Source organism: Tateyamaria sp. (assembly GCF_039940735.1).
GTDB lineage: Bacteria > Pseudomonadota > Alphaproteobacteria > Rhodobacterales > Rhodobacteraceae > Tateyamaria.
This window is the reverse complement of the sequence record NZ_JBDVGB010000036.1, coordinates 68642-84705: the sequence shown is the minus strand read 5'-3', so window position 1 is coordinate 84705 and position 16064 is coordinate 68642. Positions and strand designations below refer to the sequence as shown.

The following is a 16064-nucleotide window of genomic DNA, read 5'->3' as shown; positions in this document are numbered from 1 at the left end:
TCCCCCGTCGCTGCAAGTGGAATGACTTGTGCATGCCTTCCAAAATTCAATCCGTTACGAGTGGATGCGTGCCCGCGCTGCCGGGATGTTCTCGACAAACCTAATCACTGTTGCGCCCGAGGCGATGGGTGCCAAGCGCACGACATAGGGGCCTTGGCTGAGGTGTTTTATGTCAGCTTCCCAAGGGGCGCGTTCGCCCACTTTCATGACGAAATCCCGCATATCGGCCCAAGCAGGGTCTGGGGCGGTTTGGTTTTGCCATTCCTTTAGAGAATCCACAATTGTCACATCAGCAAAGCTGCAATCGGGGTCCATTTTCCACATCATCCGATAGGCAGAATTGCAAAATGTCAGAACGCCAGCCGAAGAAAAAACCGCCAACGCATCTTCAAATGTGTCCATCAATGATTGGCCCAACTCAAGTTCGGCCCTGAAATTGCGGGTCAGCGAAATTTCTGCTGTGATATCTTCGATTAAAAAGGCGACTGCGCCATCGGGGTGTGGGCGCCCACTTACGCGATGGGTGTGGCCCGTATCAAGGTTCCAGGTCTCTTGGTAACTGGCTTGGGTCGCAGCGGCGATCATGTCGGAAATCTCTTGCCGCCAAGAACCGTAATTCTTTGGTTCGGGCATCACGCGATTATCGCGAAGGCGGTCAAAGAATGACAAAAGACTAGGTCGACCGCTCAGGAATTCGATGGGCAGAGACGTTAAATCAACCATTGCTGGGTTGAACAATGCAAGCTGACCGTTGCGGTCAAAAATTGCCAAACCGATAGACAGATGAGCGAAAGTTTTGGCAAGCGTCTGGACGAAATTGCGCTGGGCAACTTCGGCATGAATGACAGCGTTTATGTCAATGGCGTGATAGATCACGTTGCTGCCCGCATGGGTCGCCGTGACGTTGTACCATTCGGTGGTGGCATTGTGCTCGACTTTGATTGGCACGCGAACGGTACGTTTGTCGCGTAGATCGTTGGGCTCAAAGCAGAACAAGGGCTGATCGACGGCGATGTGTTTTGGCCGCGCGATATCTGCCAATGCGGCATACGCGGTATTGTGCCATTTTACGTGACCATCTGCATCCGCAAGCCAGATTGGGTAAGGCGCGTCGATCGCTGCAAGGCGCAAGGTGTCTAGTTCAGCTTCAAGCGATTTGATTTCGTGAACCGCGCTGGCATCAGTTAGAAAATCGTCCTCGATGACAACGCGAGTCATCTCTTGTTCTCGGTCCAAATGCAGGATCGCTGGGTCGTCAAACGCAGCGGCTTGCAGGGTCAAAGACTTCATCTCGCGCAGGGCATCCGGGTCAGGCAGGCCAGGAAATCGCGACGTCAATGCCGCGCGCAAAGCATGCCAATCTGTTTCAGCTTTTTCCCGGCTTAGGACTGTGCGGGCCTGTTCGGAGGCGTGTTCTAGATCCAGATCACAGAATAGGAAATGCAAGCCTTGTGGGCTAGGTTGCGCCATCTTCTGCGTAGGTACAGATGACGCATTAAGAAAGACAAGACCTGCCACAACTGCAGTTCCGGCACTCAAGAAAATTACGATGATTTCGACAAAAGGCACACTGTCACCTCTCTGACGCGAGGCTTTACCTATGCTTCATCAAAGTTAACAGTTGGTTAAGTTACTTGGAAGTAACGGTCTTTCAAACTGTGAGTTTTTCATTTTTTCCCCGTTTGACCGAATTTTCACCGTTCAAAGCATCAACTTTGCCTCGCGGCCAAGTGACTTTGACGATTGCGCCAGTGTGAAGACCTTCTTGTTGTTGTTCCCCGTAAGGGTCTGCGCCATTGGCAAAAGTCAATTCGGCACCGGAACGTTCAAGCAGTGTTTTCGCGATGAAAAGACCTAAGCCCATGCCATTGTATTCAGGTCGTTGTGCCCGGTCAGTGTTTGTTTTTCGATGACCTACAAATGGATCACCAATGCGGCCCAAAACTTGCGGAGGAAAACCGCGACCGTCGTCTATAATGCGCAATGTTATGTGATCGTCAGTCCAATGTGCTTCGACCCAAACAGTAGAACGTGCGAAATCCACGGCGTTCTGAACAAGGTTGCGCAGGCCGTGAATGATCTCGGGTTTGCGCAAAATGGCGGGCTGATCCATTTCTTCTCCGGCGTCAGGATCATGGGTGTACAGCACTGATTTACCGCGATTTGCATGTGGCTCGGCGGCTTCTTGTACCACGGTCATAAGCGGAGCCTGACGCATATGCAGATCGTCTTTGCCTGTACGACCCATGTCACGCAAAATATCCCGACAACGATCGGCTTGTTGGCTGATCAATGCGGCGTCTTCTTGAAGATCGGGCTGATCGGTAAGTTCTCCTATCAATTCACTACTGGCCAATTTGATTGTTGCCAGCGGTGTGCCCAATTCGTGCGCTGCGGCAGCGACAACACCACCCAAGTCGGTTAGCTTTTGTTCGCGAGACAGGGCAAGTTGCGTGGCAGATAAGGCATCTGACATGGAATGGATTTCTGACGTTACACGACGTGAGTAGAGACTGATAAAGCAAATCGCGATGACCATTGCGATCCAGTTTCCAAACACAAACAGCGCAGGAATGCTAAGCACGTCACCATCTTTCGCGCGCAAAGGCATGTGAATTTCAGACAGAACTGTCACGATGACAATAGCAGTTGCGCCAACCAATATGGTCGATCGCGTGGTCAAGACAGCGGCTGAAATGGTCACGGGCCCGAGCATTAGCATCGCAAACGGGTTGTTCAATCCGCCCGTCAGCGCTAGCAAAAACCCAAGTTGTAAAAGGTCGAACAAAACCATCAACAAGTTCTCGGATTCGGTAAGGCGCTTGTTTTCAGGGAAAACAAAGATCGCGATCAGGTTTCCGATGGCCGAAATACCGACGGCCAGATAGCAAAGGCCCAGTTCAATCTGCAAACCAAGCAGGTGTTGTGCTACAGTCAGCGCGATCAATTGACCGACAATAGCGACCCAGCGCAAAACGATCATCGTGCGCAATCGAATCCAATTGGAACGTTGCTGTCCATCAAGCAGGCCAAATTCGGGTTGCGCCATCATGTCACTTCTTCGTTGGTTGCACTGCGGTATAAGATTGGTAGCTAGAACATTATAGTCAAAGCACTAAGGACAATCATGACCCGTATCATTGCACCCGTTGCCGCCCTTGTCGCTGCCCTTTTTATCGGTGGCCTGCTGTGGGTTACGCAAGGCGGAGAAGACTCTGCCTTTGCACAATGTTCCGCCACCAAGATTGCAGGAGAAGGTGGCCAGATCGGCGGACCCTTTGAACTGCTCAACGCCGATGGGCAAACGGTTACCGATGCAGACGTCATCACTGAACCGACCTTGGTTTATTTTGGGTATACATTCTGCCCGGATGTTTGTCCCTTGGATACGGCACGCAATGCCGAAGCTGTTGATGTCTTGGCGCAACGCGGTATGTCCGTGACGCCGGTGTTTATAAGCGTTGATCCCGGGCGCGACACACCGGATGTCGTTGGGGATTTTGCCTTTAACCTACATGAAAAGATGATTGGCCTTACAGGGTCACCTGAACAGGTCGATGCAGCGTCCAAGGCGTATCGAACTTATTACAACGTGCACGACACGTCCGATGAATTCTATCTGGTGGATCATTCGACCTTTACGTACCTGATGTTACCCGAAGTCGGTTTTGTTGAATTTTTCCGCCGTGATGTGACCGCAGATGCGATGGCTGAACGGGTTGGATGCTTTGTTGAAAATGCGTGAAAAGACGGAAAAATTTGACCCGACCCCTGACGCGCGCCATATTCAGTTCTAACCGCAAAAAAGATACGGGAACTGGAGTACGTGATGGCAGACGCCGCACAATACGAACTGGGCGAAGATAAGACTCTTTTACTGGTTGATGATGATGAACCGTTTTTGCGCCGTCTTGCCAAAGCGATGGAAAAACGTGGTTTTGAGATCGAGACAGCTGATAGCGTCGCAGGCGGAAAAGCGATCGCAACGGCGCGCCCGCCTGCCTATGCGGTGATCGATCTTAGGCTTGAGGATGGCAATGGCCTAGATGTGGTCGAGGTGTTGCGCGAAAAACGTCCCGACGCGCGGGTGGTTGTGCTGACCGGGTATGGCGCGATTGCCACTGCCGTTGCAGCGGTCAAGATCGGCGCGACAGATTATCTATCCAAACCTGCGGATGCGAACGACATCACCAATGCGCTGTTGGCGTCCGGTGATGATTTGCCGCCACCGCCTGAAAACCCGATGAGCGCGGATCGCGTCCGCTGGGAACACATTCAACGTGTCTATGAACTGTGCGATCGTAATGTGTCTGAAACGGCGCGACGGTTGAACATGCACCGCCGGACCTTGCAACGGATTTTAGCGAAACGTTCGCCGCGTTGATGGCATTGATCGAAAAAGCTACGGCGCAAAACGGGTGCGCCGTAGCTGTGTTATAAGTCGAACCGCTTTAGCACCTTGTCCACAATTTGACCGTTGGACATTTCATATCCTTCGATCCGTCCGTAATCCTGAAAACCGCGGGATTGATAATAGATAAGACCACCTTCGTTATCGGCGCGGATGTTGGCGTTGATCCATTTGTAACCGATGGCTTTTGCCGCATTGCGGGTTGCGTTGAACAGCTTTGACCCGATGCCCAATCCGGTTTGACCGACTTGCACAAACGTGGCGATGTCGGCTGCTTCAGCGGGAAGGTAATCGGTGCCGGGGGCGACCCATTGAAACCCGACCACGTCTTCGCCTGCATTAACAGCCACATGCCAGGCGGCTTGGCCGTCATTTGATGCCATCCAATCGGACAAGTCAGTGCCCGTAACCGGTTTTGCAATGGCCGTGGTTCCGCCCTCAGCAATAATTTCGTTAAGTAAACGCGCCATCGAGGACGCATCCAGCGCAATAGCCGGGCGTACATTGATCATGTGCATTGCTCCAACAAAGTGACGTGACGCGCTGTGAAAGCATGACGCGTTTCTATTGGCGGGCGCAGTACGATCTGCAAATCGCCGATCAACGCAGTGTCAGGTTTGCCAAAAAGCTTGTCAGCCTCGGCCACTGTAAAACCCGCGATTTGCGTGGCTTCCATCCATGCGCTGATCTTGTCGGCCTTCTTGATTTGTTTTTTGATTGCGACCGGCACCTTGGCAGGCAGTCCAAAGCGGATGTGAATTGCGGCCTCTAACCGTTCATCGAGCGCACCATAACCGGGACCGACAGCTGCTTTCACGGGCGAAATCATATCGCCGATCACATATTCCGGCGCGTCATGCAAAAGTGCGGCAAGGCGCCATTTGGTCGGTGCTTTTGGCGCAACACGTCCGAACAAGGTTTCCACCAACAGTGAATGTTCCGCAACGGAATAGGCATAGTCACCCACCGTTTGCCCATTCCAGCGCGCGACAAAAGCAAGGCCGTGGGCAATATCCTCGATTTCGATGTCCATGGGCGTGGGATCAAGCAGATCCAGTCGACGGCCAGACAGCATACGCTGCCATGCACGGATTTGTTTTGCCATTGATCACGCTCGCGTTGTTATCACGCTTTATTTTTTCACGGCACAAGCTGTGAGGAAAGAGGTAATGCGCGGCCATTCGTGTTGGTGGACCTGCGGATAGTCTTGCCGCATTGTCTCGACCCATTTTGGCTGATATGCGCTGCCGCAACTCCAATCATTCGAAAGATGGAATCATGGCAAACGACTATATCGTTAAAGACATCGCGCTGGCTGCCTTTGGCCGCAAGGAACTGGACATCGCCGAAACAGAAATGCCTGGTCTGATGGCGTGCCGCGAAGAATACGGCACAACCAAACCATTGTCCGGCGCACGCATCGTTGGGTCGCTGCACATGACCATTCAAACGGCTGTTTTGATCGAAACGTTGGTCGAACTGGGCGCAGATGTGCGCTGGGCGTCGTGTAACATTTTCTCGACGCAAGACCATGCTGCTGCGGTAATCGCGGAAGGCGGGACGCCTGTTTTCGCGATCAAAGGTCAATCGTTGGAAGAACATTGGGATTATCTGGATAAATCATTCCAGTTTGCCGATGGCCCCAACATGATTTTGGATGATGGCGGTGACGCGACGCTGTACATTTTGCTGGGTGCACGCGCCGAAGCTGGCGAAGACATCATTCCTGTTCCAAGCTCGGAAGAGGAAGAGGCGATTAAAAAGCAGATCGCCAAGCGTATGGCGGAAACACCTGGCTGGTTCACCAAAGTGCGTGACCAGATCAAGGGCGTGTCCGAAGAAACAACGACAGGCGTGCACCGTCTTTATGAACTGGTGCGCGATGGGCAACTGCCTTTCCCTGCGATCAACGTGAACGATTCCGTTACCAAGTCGAAGTTCGACAACAAGTATGGTTGTAAGGAATCTCTGGTCGACGGTATTCGCCGCGCGACGGATACGATGATGGCCGGTAAAGTTGCGGTCGTTATGGGTTACGGCGATGTCGGCAAAGGGTCTGCCGCTTCACTTAGCGGTGCAGGTGCGCGTGTGAAGGTGACAGAAGTTGATCCTATCTGCGCGCTTCAGGCGGCGATGGACGGGTTCGAAGTTGTGTTGCTTGAGGACGTCGTTGGATCGGCTGACATCTTCATTACAACAACTGGCAACAAAGACGTCATTCGCATCGAGCACATGCGCGAGATGAAAGACATGGCGATTGTTGGCAACATCGGCCACTTCGACAATGAAATTCAGGTTGCGTCGCTGAAGAACCACAAGTGGACCAGCATCAAGGAACAGGTAGACATGATTGAGATGCCCAACGGGCACCGCTTGATCTTGCTGTCCGAAGGGCGTTTGTTGAACCTTGGCAATGCCACAGGCCACCCATCATTTGTGATGTCAGCCAGCTTCACGAACCAAGTGCTGGCCCAGATTGAGCTGTGGGAGAACACAGGCACTTATAAGAACGACGTTTACATCTTACCTAAGCATTTGGATGAAAAAGTCGCGCGCCTGCATCTGGATCGTATCGGTGTAAAACTGACCAAACTAGACAGCGACCAAGCGGCTTATATTGGTGTTACACCTGAAGGTCCGTTCAAACCCGAACACTATCGTTATTAAAATAGGGTGGCGGGGTACAACCCCGCCTTACCAGTGGAAAAACAAGGCCCCGAGCGTGAATCGCCGGGGCCTTTTTTCTAGAGGGTGTCGCGCTTCAACGGAAGGTTCTGAAGCGAAATTGCTGACGTGCCTGTTTTAAAAACATCCGTTTGACGAACTACATTCGATCGACCTGGCTGAAGTTGCCTCCGCCCATAAGGTGTCTGCCAAGTTAACGAATAACACACGAAACAATCCTGGTTCCTCGTGTTAGATTAAATTGTTAGATCAATTTCCGGAAACCGCATTCCCAACGCCAACCACAGATCCGATCAACCCAAATACGGTACGTATCGAGTTAATTGGGCTTTCAGTGGCCATAACAAGGTCCTGTGGATTAATTTGGAACTTACGCGCAGCAAAGATATCTTCGGCCGAGGTCAGGTCGATGCTAAATACGACCTGTGTTTTTACAGGTCCGGTGCCATCGCTGCGTAAGTCCTTGCGAGAGTAATCGCGTAGGATCAGGATGCCTTTTGGATTGGCGCGCGTGTCGCTAATGCCACCCAACAGCGCAAGTGCTTCGATTGCTGTGATATGTTCCTGATCGAATGGCACGATGGTTTCAGAACCGGTTGCGCCAAGAGCAACAAAATAACGGCTGTCTTCTTCGACACTGACCTGATCCCCACCGCGCAGAACAACATTTGCAGACGCACGCTGTAGTAAAGTGTCGGCCCGAATTTCGTAGTTTGATCCAGAGCGGGAAATACGGACCAATGGATTTGCGAGGTCAGGCGATATACCACCGGCTTGCGAAATCAGGCTGAGAACTGAAAAGTCGCGGCTTGGCAACGGATAGGTTCCGGGCGATGCAAAGCCGCGGACGGCGTTTACAGAATTGTCCGCCCCGGCGGTGTGCGACAATTGCACCTGTGCGTCAGGAACAACAATTTCCAGGCGTTCTTCGATGAGTGCGCGCGCCCGATCAGGTGTTCGGCCACCGATGGCTACTTCGTTTATGTAAGGTACAAAGATTGTACCATTCGGCGAAACACGCAATCCGTTCATCTGAACACTTTTCTCGGATTCAGACGTCAAAAGTGATGATGGTTGGTTGTCCCAGATGACCAGATCAATCAGATCGCCGGGTCGAATGACGTTTGATTTTGGCCCGCTTGTTCCACTGAACCAATGGTAATGACCGGCCCAACCGGTTGCAGGCCACTGGCTTACCTGAGCGATGCTGCCCGCTGTGACAGGCACGACTGAGAATGCCGCGTTTTCATCATCTTGATTTCGGACTACTTCGTTTTCAATTGCGGCACCACGCGGCAAAGAGCAGGCGCTGACTGTGAACAAGACCACGAAAGTGGCGAGCAATTTCAAAAATTTTTGCACGTTATGCCTCTGGGGCCGCTTAAGCAGCATTAGTTTTGCAACAGTATTACTGGGAAAAACACCTATAGGTCAAAAAAATCGTGTGAACACGGCAATTCATCGCCGAAAGCGTTGCCGAATCACAATAGAAGGTGCCCGGAGCCTTCTATTTGCTGGGGCTGTCTAGGGTTTCTGCCTCGATGACATCAGCAGTAGGTTCTTCGACAACCACCACAACATCTTCTGGCTCATCGTTTGGTTTAGCCCCCAAAAGCGGCAGCATTTCGGTGCCGCCCGGCATAGCTAGATCAGCGCTAGGAGGGCGTTTCCAAGACAACGTGTCAAAAGATGCGCAGTTCGTGCAGGTCGGTGTCCATTCAGCCTGGATGTTTTGACAATTGTCACATACCCATTGCGGTCCACGCGGCGCGGACAAGGCACGCGCCAGCCAGCCTTGCACCACGGCGTCGCTGGCACCTTGCCCTCGTTCGATGGCAGCCATCAGCGCGGCTGACCGTGTTGTCGGGTCCGTCTCGAACAAGTCCCCGAGTGCACGTCGCGCGGCGGGAAAATCCTCTGCTGCGATATTCAGTTCGGACATCAACATACGCGACTCTGGATCGTTTGGCTGCGTGCGCGTCAGTTGGGCAAAGCGTTTTAGGCGCTCTGCGGGCGTTTCAGCCGGTTCGATCGCAGCATAGGCGGCTGCAAGATCAGGATGCGGCTGAACTTGCCATGCTTTTTTCAGGACCCGCACTGCGTATTTCTTTTGTCCTTGGTCGATATAACTATGTGCGGCCATGACAGCCGCAGGGATCAAATCGGGCGACTGTTTGTTTGCAGCGATTGCAGTTTCGCGTGCTTCAATGGTTTGATCCGCTTCAAAGATTTTTTTGGCCTCACTCAATGCAAGAACCGCATCGCGGCGTTTGTGCAGATCACGCGGCATGTGGCCATGCTTCAACTTGGCTGACAGAGTTTGGCGTGCACCAGACCAGTCTTCATTGTCGGCTTGCAGTTGCAGCAAAACGTCTTGGGTGTCTTCGTGCTTGGGCTTTAGAGCAAAGGCCTTTTGCGCCAATTGCAAAGCCGTGTCTGTGTCACCGTCCGCCAGCTTCTGCTTTAGAATACCGCGTACCCCGACAAAGCGCGTGGCGTCGTTTTGAACCAGCTTGCGGTATGTTTCTTCTGCTTTTTTGTGGTCCCCGGCCAATTCAGCCGCTTGGGCTGTCAACAAGTTGGTCAACTCGGGGCGGTTTAGATATTTGTCGGCTTTTTCAGCTTTGGCCAAAGCAAGACGGCCTTCGCCTGACGCCAGCGCCATCATGCCTTCGGCTAACGCATCAAACCCTTTGGAAGCTTTGTTCCGGGCGAAATAGCGTGATATCGCCGTTTCGTCGCCGTTGAGGAATTTCCAGAAGGCGACCAGCAGACCCAACACCTTGAGGCCGATCCAAATGGCCAGCACAAGCAGGATCAGAGCGATCACCGACAGAAGGGGATCAAGTGTTCTTTCGACACCTCCGACGATGATACGAATACCACCCTCTGCTTCGAGCAGCCAGCCAGCGCCAAGTGCGAGTGCGGCAACAGCCACAACAAAAATGATGATTTTAACCAATGACCAGATCATTAAATAGGCCCCTTCAGAGTGCCGACAGGCGGTCAGCCAGTGCATTTGCCGCAGATACGGCGTCATAGCGCGATTGCGCCTGTTCTAACCACGTCGCCAAAGCGTCGCGTGCGGGTTCGGGCAGTTGGTCCACCTCAGCCAAAGCGTCCCCAAGATGACCGGCGCGCATGGCGGCCTCCATCCGTGACAATACGGCATCAGGGTCCGAACCTTCGCGCGGTTCAACGGACCGGGTGCCAAGTTGGCGTTGCAGAAACCCGCTTAACCCACTGCTTTCTTCGCTGTTGTTGCGTGCAGCAGCAAGGCCATTTCGCGCAGCATCAGGGAATGACTCTTGCAGGGTGGCAAGAGGAATCACACCCTCATCCGCCGCAGATTTCAACGCATCGGGAACGTCACTTTCGCTGACCTGTTCAAGATCACCAAGAGCGGCCGCAAAGGGCGAACCCGTATCAACGGCGGACATGATGCGCGAAAGAGCGGCACGTTGTAAGGTCGCATTTGCTTCGGCTTGGGTATCGCTGCGGATTAGGCGCGCGTCGGCAAGCAGTTTGTCAATTTCTGCTTGTTGACTGTCAGCGGTAACGCGCAAATCAGCCAAAGCTGCGTTCAAAGCATCCTCGGGGACGTTAACGTCGACCACCTGCGGGCGCTCGGCCAAAGCGTCGACTTGGGCTTTTAGTGTTGCTGTTCGTTCGGACAGATCACCAATTTCCGTGGCGAGCGGGTCAAGATCAGCACTTTTTGCGACGGTTGTTTCCAGCGCTGCAAGGCGATCGGTGACATCGGCCAAACCTTCGGCAATGGCCGGGTCAATTTGCGGTGTTGGTATGGGCGGGCTTTCAGAAAGAAAATCGCTGCGTGCTGCTATGAAACCCAGCGCGGCGGTAAGAATGCCCGCAAAAATCAACGGCAAAACCGAAGCTTGTTTGGGTTCCGGTTGGATCGGCGCTGCAACGACAATGTCGGCGTCCTCAGGCGCGAGCGATTCGTCAGAGACTTCCAAAACTTCAACCACGTCGGCTTCGACTTCCGCCAACGTTTCTGAAGGTTCTTCATTCACGGCTGTTTCGCTGACCGACACGTCGATTGCTTCACCTTCAGGCTCTGGAACAAGCGTTTCGTTGACATCAACGGCCACTACTTCAACTGCGTCTGGCTCCGCGGAGACCGGGGTTGAAACATCCTTGGTCGCTTTCTTTGGACTTTTGCGTTTTGCCAAGGCCTTCTCTCCCTTCCGATTCTGCAACGTGTATCACGCCGTCGCATAGTTTACTCTGGCCCCCGCGTACCCTCAACCCACTGCGGTGCAATCAGGTCTTCTTGGTTAGTTCGTTTAGCGCGGTGCTCATTGCTTGCGCATCTGGTCGCGCTGCGACGGCAAGACTTGCAAGTTGTGCTGTTCCAAGTGCGTTTGCCACAGCGCGGCTTATGGCCACAACGTGGACTGATGCGGTCTGTGGTGCAACTGCGACAAACTGCGCCGCTGTTCGCGGCGAGAAAAGGGGAACGATTATCCGCTTTTCCCGTCGAAGGGTGTTTATGGCCATTTCGGTCAGATCACAAAGACGCTGATCATAAAGAACGACTCGTTTCACGTTCAGCCCTGCTTGCGTCAATTGCCCGGCGACTTCGCCGCGCGCGTGCTGACCAGATAAGTGAAACAATCGCTGCATGGGGCGTTTATCCTTCAACGCCTCAAGCAGGCTTTTCGCATCTGTTCCCGCCTGTTCCGGCGACCAACCGCGCGATTTTGCAGCTGCTGTCGTGGCTGGCCCAACGCAATAGGCGCGGCGGCCTTGTCCGTTTGGTGCGGCTAAAACGCCATTTGCAGAGGTAAAAATCGCCGCATCTTCAAGCGCCATTCGAACAGTGACATCGAGATTTACGATTTCGATTAAAGGACTGAAAACTGGGGTGCACACATCGCGCAAATTCGCAGGCAAGTTCGCGAAAAAAAACTCTGACGCCAGTCGGGGTCGCGTTAGGATCAGGGAGATGGGTTCGGAGGATGCATTGTTTGCCACAGTGCAAAGTGTTACCTCGCGCAGGACTGACGTGCAACGGATCTTGCCTCATGACTTCTGTCAAAACTCTACTGGGATTAGAAAGTAGCTGCGACGATACCGCCGCTGCCGTCGTGCGCGGTGTACCGGGGGATATGAAAGTGCTGTCCTCCGTTGTGTTTGGCCAGTCTGACCTGCACGCAGATTTTGGTGGCGTCGTGCCAGAAATTGCGGCCCGCGCCCACGCTGAGCGGTTAGATGTTAGCGTAGCGGCAGCTTTGGAACAGGCCGGTGTTACTCTTAGTGACATGGATGCAATCGCTGTGACGTGTGGGCCGGGGCTGATTGGCGGCGTGGTGTCCGGCGTTATGATGGCCAAGGGGTTGTCGGCAGCGACGGGCTTACCGATGTATGGCGTCAACCATTTGGCCGGGCACGCACTGACGCCGCGCTTGTCGGATGGCGTGACCTTTCCTTATTTGATGCTTTTGGTATCCGGCGGGCACTGTCAGTTTTTGATCGCTCACAGTGCAGATCGCTTTGAACGGTTGGGTGGTACGATTGACGACGCACCGGGCGAGGCGTTCGACAAAGTCGCTCGGTTGTTGGCTTTGGGCCAACCCGGTGGTCCGGCGATTGAAGCGGCAGCCAAGAACGGTGACCCAAGGCGCTTTGCCTTTCCGCGCCCGCTTTCGAACAAACCGGGATGTGATCTGAGCTTTTCTGGCTTGAAGACTGCGGTGTTGCGGGTGCGCGATGATTTGGTGACAACGCATGGCGGTTTGCTTACGCAGGATCAGATGGATTTGGCGGCATCATTCCAAGCAGCGGTTAGCGATAGTTTATCGGGAAAAGCAGCGCGCGCATTGGACATCTATTTGGCGCTGTCGCCGGCGGTCCCTTCGTTTTGCGTGGCAGGTGGTGTGGCTGCAAATATGACCATTCGATCTGGGTTAGAAACTGTTTCAGCGCAGGCCGGAACACAATTTTTAGCGCCTCCCTTGGCTTTATGTACTGACAATGCGGCTATGATCGCAGCAGCTGGGATTGAACAGATGGCATTGCGTGCGCCGGATGGCATGGACCTGTCGGCACGACCTCGGATGCCTTTGGACACCAACAGTGCTGCAATGTTGGGGTCAGGCAAAAAAGGTGCAAAAGCATGAGCATTGCAGTGATCGGAGCAGGGGCTTTTGGCACGGCGCTTGCTGTGACATTGGCCCGTGAAACGTCCGTGACGTTATGGGCGCGCAATGTCGGCGGGATGGCCGTGAAGCGGGAAAATGTGGCGCGCCTTCCAGGTGTTACATTTCCGGATAACTTGATCGTGTCCGACCAGTTAGAGACCGCTTTAAAGGCGGACATCGTGTTGATCGCCGTGCCCATGCAGGCGCTTTCAAACTTTGCGGCCTCGGTTGATCTGAGCAGAAAAACTGTGGTTGCTTGCTGCAAAGGGATCGATTTGAGCACAATCCGCGGCCCCTCGGCTGTTTTAAACAAGGCAAACCGCGTGGCGGTGCTGACGGGGCCAAGTTTTGCGGCCGATATTGCGCGTGGATTGCCGACGGCGCTGACGCTTGCTTGTTCGAATGATGACACTGGACGCATGGTGCAATCTCGGGTGTCGACGCCCACTTTGCGGCTTTATCGCAGCACAGATGTGGTCGGCGCAGAATTGGGTGGAGCGTTGAAGAACGTCATTGCGATAGGCTGCGGCGCGGTGATCGGCGCAGGTTTGGGTGACAGTGCACGGGCGGCTGTGATGACGCGCGGTTTTGCGGAAATGCAGAAAGTTGCGGCGGCGTTTGGTGCCGAGGCCGAGACGTTGATGGGCCTGAGCGGACTTGGGGATTTGACGCTTACATGTACAAGCGATCAATCGCGTAACTATCGACTGGGCCTTGCCCTTGGGGCTGGAACAGAATTTGATGCAAGGATCACCGTTGAAGGGGCTGCGACAGCGCGTGCTTTGCGCCATGTTGCCGCCGCGCATAAGCTGGAATTGCCCCTTTGCGCCACAGTCGCGGATCTGGTGGACGGGCAGTTAGACATGAAGGGCGCAATGGAACAATTGCTGGCGCGCCCCCTTAAGGAGGAATGAGATGACGTTTGCATTGATGGCTTGGGACAAAGACGGCGCATTGGACGTTCGCATGGAAAACCGGCCCGATCACTTGGCCTATCTAGAAAGCACTGGCGTGGTACAAAAAGCCGGGCCATTTTTGGATGCAAAAGGGCAACCTTGCGGGTCGCTGATTGTACTGGATGTGCCGGACATGGCTGCTGCGCAGGCATGGGCTGACAATGACCCATATGCAAAGGCTGGGCTGTTTCGCGATGTGCAGATCACCGCATGGAAACAGGTCATGGGTGCGTGAAATACTGGTTGTTTAAATCTGAACCCTCGACATGGGGCTGGGATGACCAAGTCGCAAAGGGCGATGCGGGCGAAGAATGGGACGGCGTGCGCAACTATCAAGCACGCAATTTCATGCGAGAGATGGCCATAGGCGATCGCGGTTTTTTCTACCACTCGCAGTCCGAAAAGGCTGTGGTTGGCATCGTCGAAGTCATAGCCGAAGCTCACCCAGACAGCACGACAGATGACGAACGTTGGGATTGCGTGGATATCAAAGCAATTGGCCCGGTTGAAACCCCCGTCACATTAGAGATGGTGAAAGCAGACGAACGGTTGGCCGACATGGCGCTAATCCGAAATTCGCGTTTGTCGGTGCAGCCCGTGACAGCGGAAGAATGGCAGGTTGTTTGCGCGTTGGCAGGTGTCACTTTATGAATTTCTGGGTGCTTTGTCGTACCTCTGGTAGATTTGCATAAAAGTGTAACGGAGGAACGCATGGGATTTTTGTCAGTTATTGTCGCAGGGATTGCCGGATTCATATTTGGGGCAGTTTGGTACACAGCAATGTCAAAGCCCTGGATTGCGGCATCGGGTGTAACCCTTGATGACGGTGGTAAGCCTGCAAACCGGTCCAATCCAGTTCCATATATTATTAGTTTGGTTGGTGCCATTGTTGTCGCGGGCATGATGCGTCATGTCTTTGTGCTAAGCGGAATTGACGCAGTCGGAAGCGGTATTGTGGCCGGCTTTGGCATCGGCTTGTTCTTGATATGCCCGTGGATTGCGACGTTTTACGCATTCGGCGGTCGGCCATTTCGGTTGACCTTGATCGACGGCGGTTATGCGACGGGTGGATGTACCATCATCGCTGCTGTTTTGACGCTGCTGTAAAATGGAAAAAGGGTTCTAACCCGTATTGATCAGAACCCTTTTACCCCCGGCACGCACTCCCAAGAGCCACCGCACGTGTGCAAAAATATCGGGTCTGACCATTCTGGTCTGACACCTTAGGTTTAGGCCGAATAGGCGAAAATTGCAATTTGATTGTCTGTTGCATTGGACTCAAAACAGAAACACCCGCTTAACCAGCGGGTGTTTCAAGATCGCAATAAGGTGGTGCCTTAACCGTAGACGGATTCTTTGCCAAAGTGCTTGGTCAGCATATAATAGACCACAGCACGGTATTTGTTGCGCTCGGATTTGCCATAGACTTCGATAACTTTGTTAATGGCTTCCATCAGCTCGGGGCCATCACTGAGGCCAAGCTTTTTCATCAAGAAGTTGTTCTTGACGGTTTCAAGTTCGGATTTTTGACTGCCTGCAACAGTCGAAGCGTCGGCGTTATAGATTGAGGGACCGCAGCCGATCGTCACTTTGGTCAGCAAAGCCATGTCTGGTGCCATGCCGCATTTGTTTTTCAGATCGTCCGCATATTGCGCGATAAGTTCGTCGCGTTTACCCATTTTAGGTCTCCCACCTGTTGAATTTCAGCCAAACCTCGGCCTGTAGCGCGAGGTTAAGCCAGTAACAGGGCTAAAACCAAGGATATTTTGCACATCCTTTTCCCCTTAACGGTTAATGCTTCCGAGAAAGGGAGAGTAGCGCGATCAAAGGACGCGCTGCTTTTGA

Annotated in this window: 17 protein-coding genes; 8 read left to right on the top strand and 9 right to left on the bottom strand. The window is 53.4% G+C overall.

Annotation, left to right across the window (positions count from 1 at the left end):
• Positions 1-54: 54 nt before the first annotated feature.
• Both ABJF76_RS06860 and regB read right to left on the bottom strand, forming a co-directional pair.
• On the bottom strand, positions 55-1569 hold the full coding sequence (locus ABJF76_RS06860; RefSeq protein WP_413818991.1) for a PAS-domain containing protein: 1515 nt from the start codon (positions 1567-1569) through the stop codon (positions 55-57).
• An 82-nt stretch (positions 1570-1651) separates the two neighbouring features.
• Complete coding sequence (regB, locus tag ABJF76_RS06855; protein WP_413819244.1) at positions 1652-3049, bottom strand: sensor histidine kinase RegB; 1398 nt, start codon at positions 3047-3049, stop codon at positions 1652-1654.
• A gap of 78 nt (positions 3050-3127) precedes the next feature.
• On the opposite strand from regB, the gene ABJF76_RS06850 reads away from it, so the two are divergent.
• Positions 3128-3745, top strand: coding sequence for an SCO family protein (locus tag ABJF76_RS06850; protein ID WP_413818992.1), 618 nt, complete (start codon positions 3128-3130; stop codon positions 3743-3745).
• Positions 3746-3829: 84 nt separating this feature from the next.
• Positions 3830-4384 carry an ActR/PrrA/RegA family redox response regulator transcription factor gene (locus ABJF76_RS06845; RefSeq protein ID WP_413818993.1) on the top strand — a complete coding sequence of 185 codons (555 nt, stop codon included), beginning with the start codon at positions 3830-3832 and terminating at the stop codon, positions 4382-4384.
• Positions 4385-4434: 50 nt separating this feature from the next.
• On the opposite strand, the gene ABJF76_RS06840 is transcribed toward ABJF76_RS06845, so the two are convergent.
• A complete protein-coding gene (locus ABJF76_RS06840) occupies positions 4435-4923 on the bottom strand; it encodes an N-acetyltransferase family protein (RefSeq protein ID WP_413818994.1) in 489 nt (162 codons plus the stop codon).
• Complete coding sequence (locus ABJF76_RS06835) at positions 4920-5516, bottom strand: HD domain-containing protein (protein WP_413818995.1); 597 nt, start codon at positions 5514-5516, stop codon at positions 4920-4922. The genes ABJF76_RS06840 and ABJF76_RS06835 overlap by 4 nt, the downstream gene beginning before the upstream one ends.
• A 173-nt stretch (positions 5517-5689) precedes the next feature.
• On the opposite strand from ABJF76_RS06835, the gene ahcY reads away from it, so the two are divergent.
• On the top strand, positions 5690-7078 hold the full coding sequence (gene ahcY, locus ABJF76_RS06830; RefSeq protein ID WP_413818996.1) for an adenosylhomocysteinase: 1389 nt from the start codon (positions 5690-5692) through the stop codon (positions 7076-7078).
• 267 nt (positions 7079-7345) lie between these two features.
• Here the strand turns inward: ahcY and ABJF76_RS06825 are convergent, their stop codons facing one another.
• The 4 genes from ABJF76_RS06825 to ABJF76_RS06810 all read right to left on the bottom strand — a co-directional run bounded on the left by ABJF76_RS06825 (position 7346) and on the right by ABJF76_RS06810 (position 11995).
• Positions 7346-8458 carry a polysaccharide biosynthesis/export family protein gene (locus ABJF76_RS06825; RefSeq protein ID WP_413818997.1) on the bottom strand — a complete coding sequence of 371 codons (1113 nt, stop codon included), beginning with the start codon at positions 8456-8458 and terminating at the stop codon, positions 7346-7348.
• A 145-nt stretch (positions 8459-8603) separates the two neighbouring features.
• Positions 8604-10070, bottom strand: coding sequence for a heme biosynthesis protein HemY (locus ABJF76_RS06820; protein WP_413818998.1), 1467 nt, complete (start codon positions 10068-10070; stop codon positions 8604-8606).
• A 13-nt stretch (positions 10071-10083) separates the two neighbouring features.
• Positions 10084-11292 (bottom strand): COG4223 family protein, encoded by a 1209-nt coding sequence (locus ABJF76_RS06815; protein WP_413818999.1) that lies wholly within the window; start codon positions 11290-11292, stop codon positions 10084-10086.
• A 91-nt stretch (positions 11293-11383) separates the two neighbouring features.
• Positions 11384-11995 (bottom strand): uroporphyrinogen-III synthase, encoded by a 612-nt coding sequence (locus tag ABJF76_RS06810; protein ID WP_413822544.1) that lies wholly within the window; start codon positions 11993-11995, stop codon positions 11384-11386.
• A 152-nt stretch (positions 11996-12147) separates the two neighbouring features.
• Here ABJF76_RS06810 and tsaD point away from each other — a divergent pair, with 152 nt between their 5' ends.
• The 5 genes from tsaD to ABJF76_RS06785 are packed head-to-tail and all read left to right on the top strand — an operon-like array spanning position 12148 to position 15326.
• The gene (gene tsaD / locus ABJF76_RS06805) at positions 12148-13242 is read left to right on the top strand and encodes a tRNA (adenosine(37)-N6)-threonylcarbamoyltransferase complex transferase subunit TsaD (RefSeq protein WP_413819001.1); all 1095 of its coding nucleotides are present in this window, start codon (positions 12148-12150) and stop codon (positions 13240-13242) included.
• Positions 13239-14177, top strand: a complete 939-nt coding sequence (locus ABJF76_RS06800) for an NAD(P)H-dependent glycerol-3-phosphate dehydrogenase (protein WP_413819002.1) — start codon at positions 13239-13241, stop codon at positions 14175-14177. Before tsaD ends, ABJF76_RS06800 begins: the two co-directional genes overlap by 4 nt.
• A 1-nt stretch (position 14178) precedes the next feature.
• The gene (locus tag ABJF76_RS06795) at positions 14179-14454 is read left to right on the top strand and encodes a YciI family protein (RefSeq protein WP_413819003.1); all 276 of its coding nucleotides are present in this window, start codon (positions 14179-14181) and stop codon (positions 14452-14454) included.
• The gene (locus ABJF76_RS06790) at positions 14451-14870 is read left to right on the top strand and encodes an EVE domain-containing protein (RefSeq protein WP_413819004.1); all 420 of its coding nucleotides are present in this window, start codon (positions 14451-14453) and stop codon (positions 14868-14870) included. Before ABJF76_RS06795 ends, ABJF76_RS06790 begins: the two co-directional genes overlap by 4 nt.
• Positions 14871-14930: 60 nt before the next feature.
• The gene (locus tag ABJF76_RS06785; RefSeq protein ID WP_413819005.1) at positions 14931-15326 is read left to right on the top strand and encodes a DUF1761 domain-containing protein; all 396 of its coding nucleotides are present in this window, start codon (positions 14931-14933) and stop codon (positions 15324-15326) included.
• A gap of 230 nt (positions 15327-15556) precedes the next feature.
• Here the strand turns inward: ABJF76_RS06785 and ABJF76_RS06780 are convergent, their stop codons facing one another.
• Positions 15557-15898 (bottom strand): DUF2853 family protein, encoded by a 342-nt coding sequence (locus ABJF76_RS06780; RefSeq protein WP_413819006.1) that lies wholly within the window; start codon positions 15896-15898, stop codon positions 15557-15559.
• Positions 15899-16064: the final 166 nt, after the last annotated feature.

Bases quoted from the DNA above. Each gene is read 5' to 3' on its own strand.
- ABJF76_RS06780 (WP_413819006.1), bottom strand. From the start codon at position 15,898: ATGGGTAAACGCGACGAACTTATCGCGCAATATGCGGACGATCTGAAA.
- ABJF76_RS06820 (WP_413818998.1), bottom strand. From the start codon at position 10,070: ATGATCTGGTCATTGGTTAAAATCATCATTTTTGTTGTGGCTGTTGCC.
- ABJF76_RS06835 (WP_413818995.1), bottom strand. From the start codon at position 5,516: ATGGCAAAACAAATCCGTGCATGGCAGCGTATGCTGTCTGGCCGTCGA.
- ahcY (WP_413818996.1), top strand. From the start codon at position 5,690: ATGGCAAACGACTATATCGTTAAAGACATCGCGCTGGCTGCCTTTGGC.
- regB (WP_413819244.1), bottom strand. From the start codon at position 3,049: ATGGCGCAACCCGAATTTGGCCTGCTTGATGGACAGCAACGTTCCAAT.
- ABJF76_RS06785 (WP_413819005.1), top strand. From the start codon at position 14,931: ATGGGATTTTTGTCAGTTATTGTCGCAGGGATTGCCGGATTCATATTT.
- ABJF76_RS06850 (WP_413818992.1), top strand. From the start codon at position 3,128: ATGACCCGTATCATTGCACCCGTTGCCGCCCTTGTCGCTGCCCTTTTT.
- ABJF76_RS06800 (WP_413819002.1), top strand. From the start codon at position 13,239: ATGAGCATTGCAGTGATCGGAGCAGGGGCTTTTGGCACGGCGCTTGCT.
- ABJF76_RS06795 (WP_413819003.1), top strand. From the start codon at position 14,179: ATGACGTTTGCATTGATGGCTTGGGACAAAGACGGCGCATTGGACGTT.
- ABJF76_RS06840 (WP_413818994.1), bottom strand. From the start codon at position 4,923: ATGATCAATGTACGCCCGGCTATTGCGCTGGATGCGTCCTCGATGGCG.
- ABJF76_RS06845 (WP_413818993.1), top strand. From the start codon at position 3,830: ATGGCAGACGCCGCACAATACGAACTGGGCGAAGATAAGACTCTTTTA.
- tsaD (WP_413819001.1), top strand. From the start codon at position 12,148: ATGACTTCTGTCAAAACTCTACTGGGATTAGAAAGTAGCTGCGACGAT.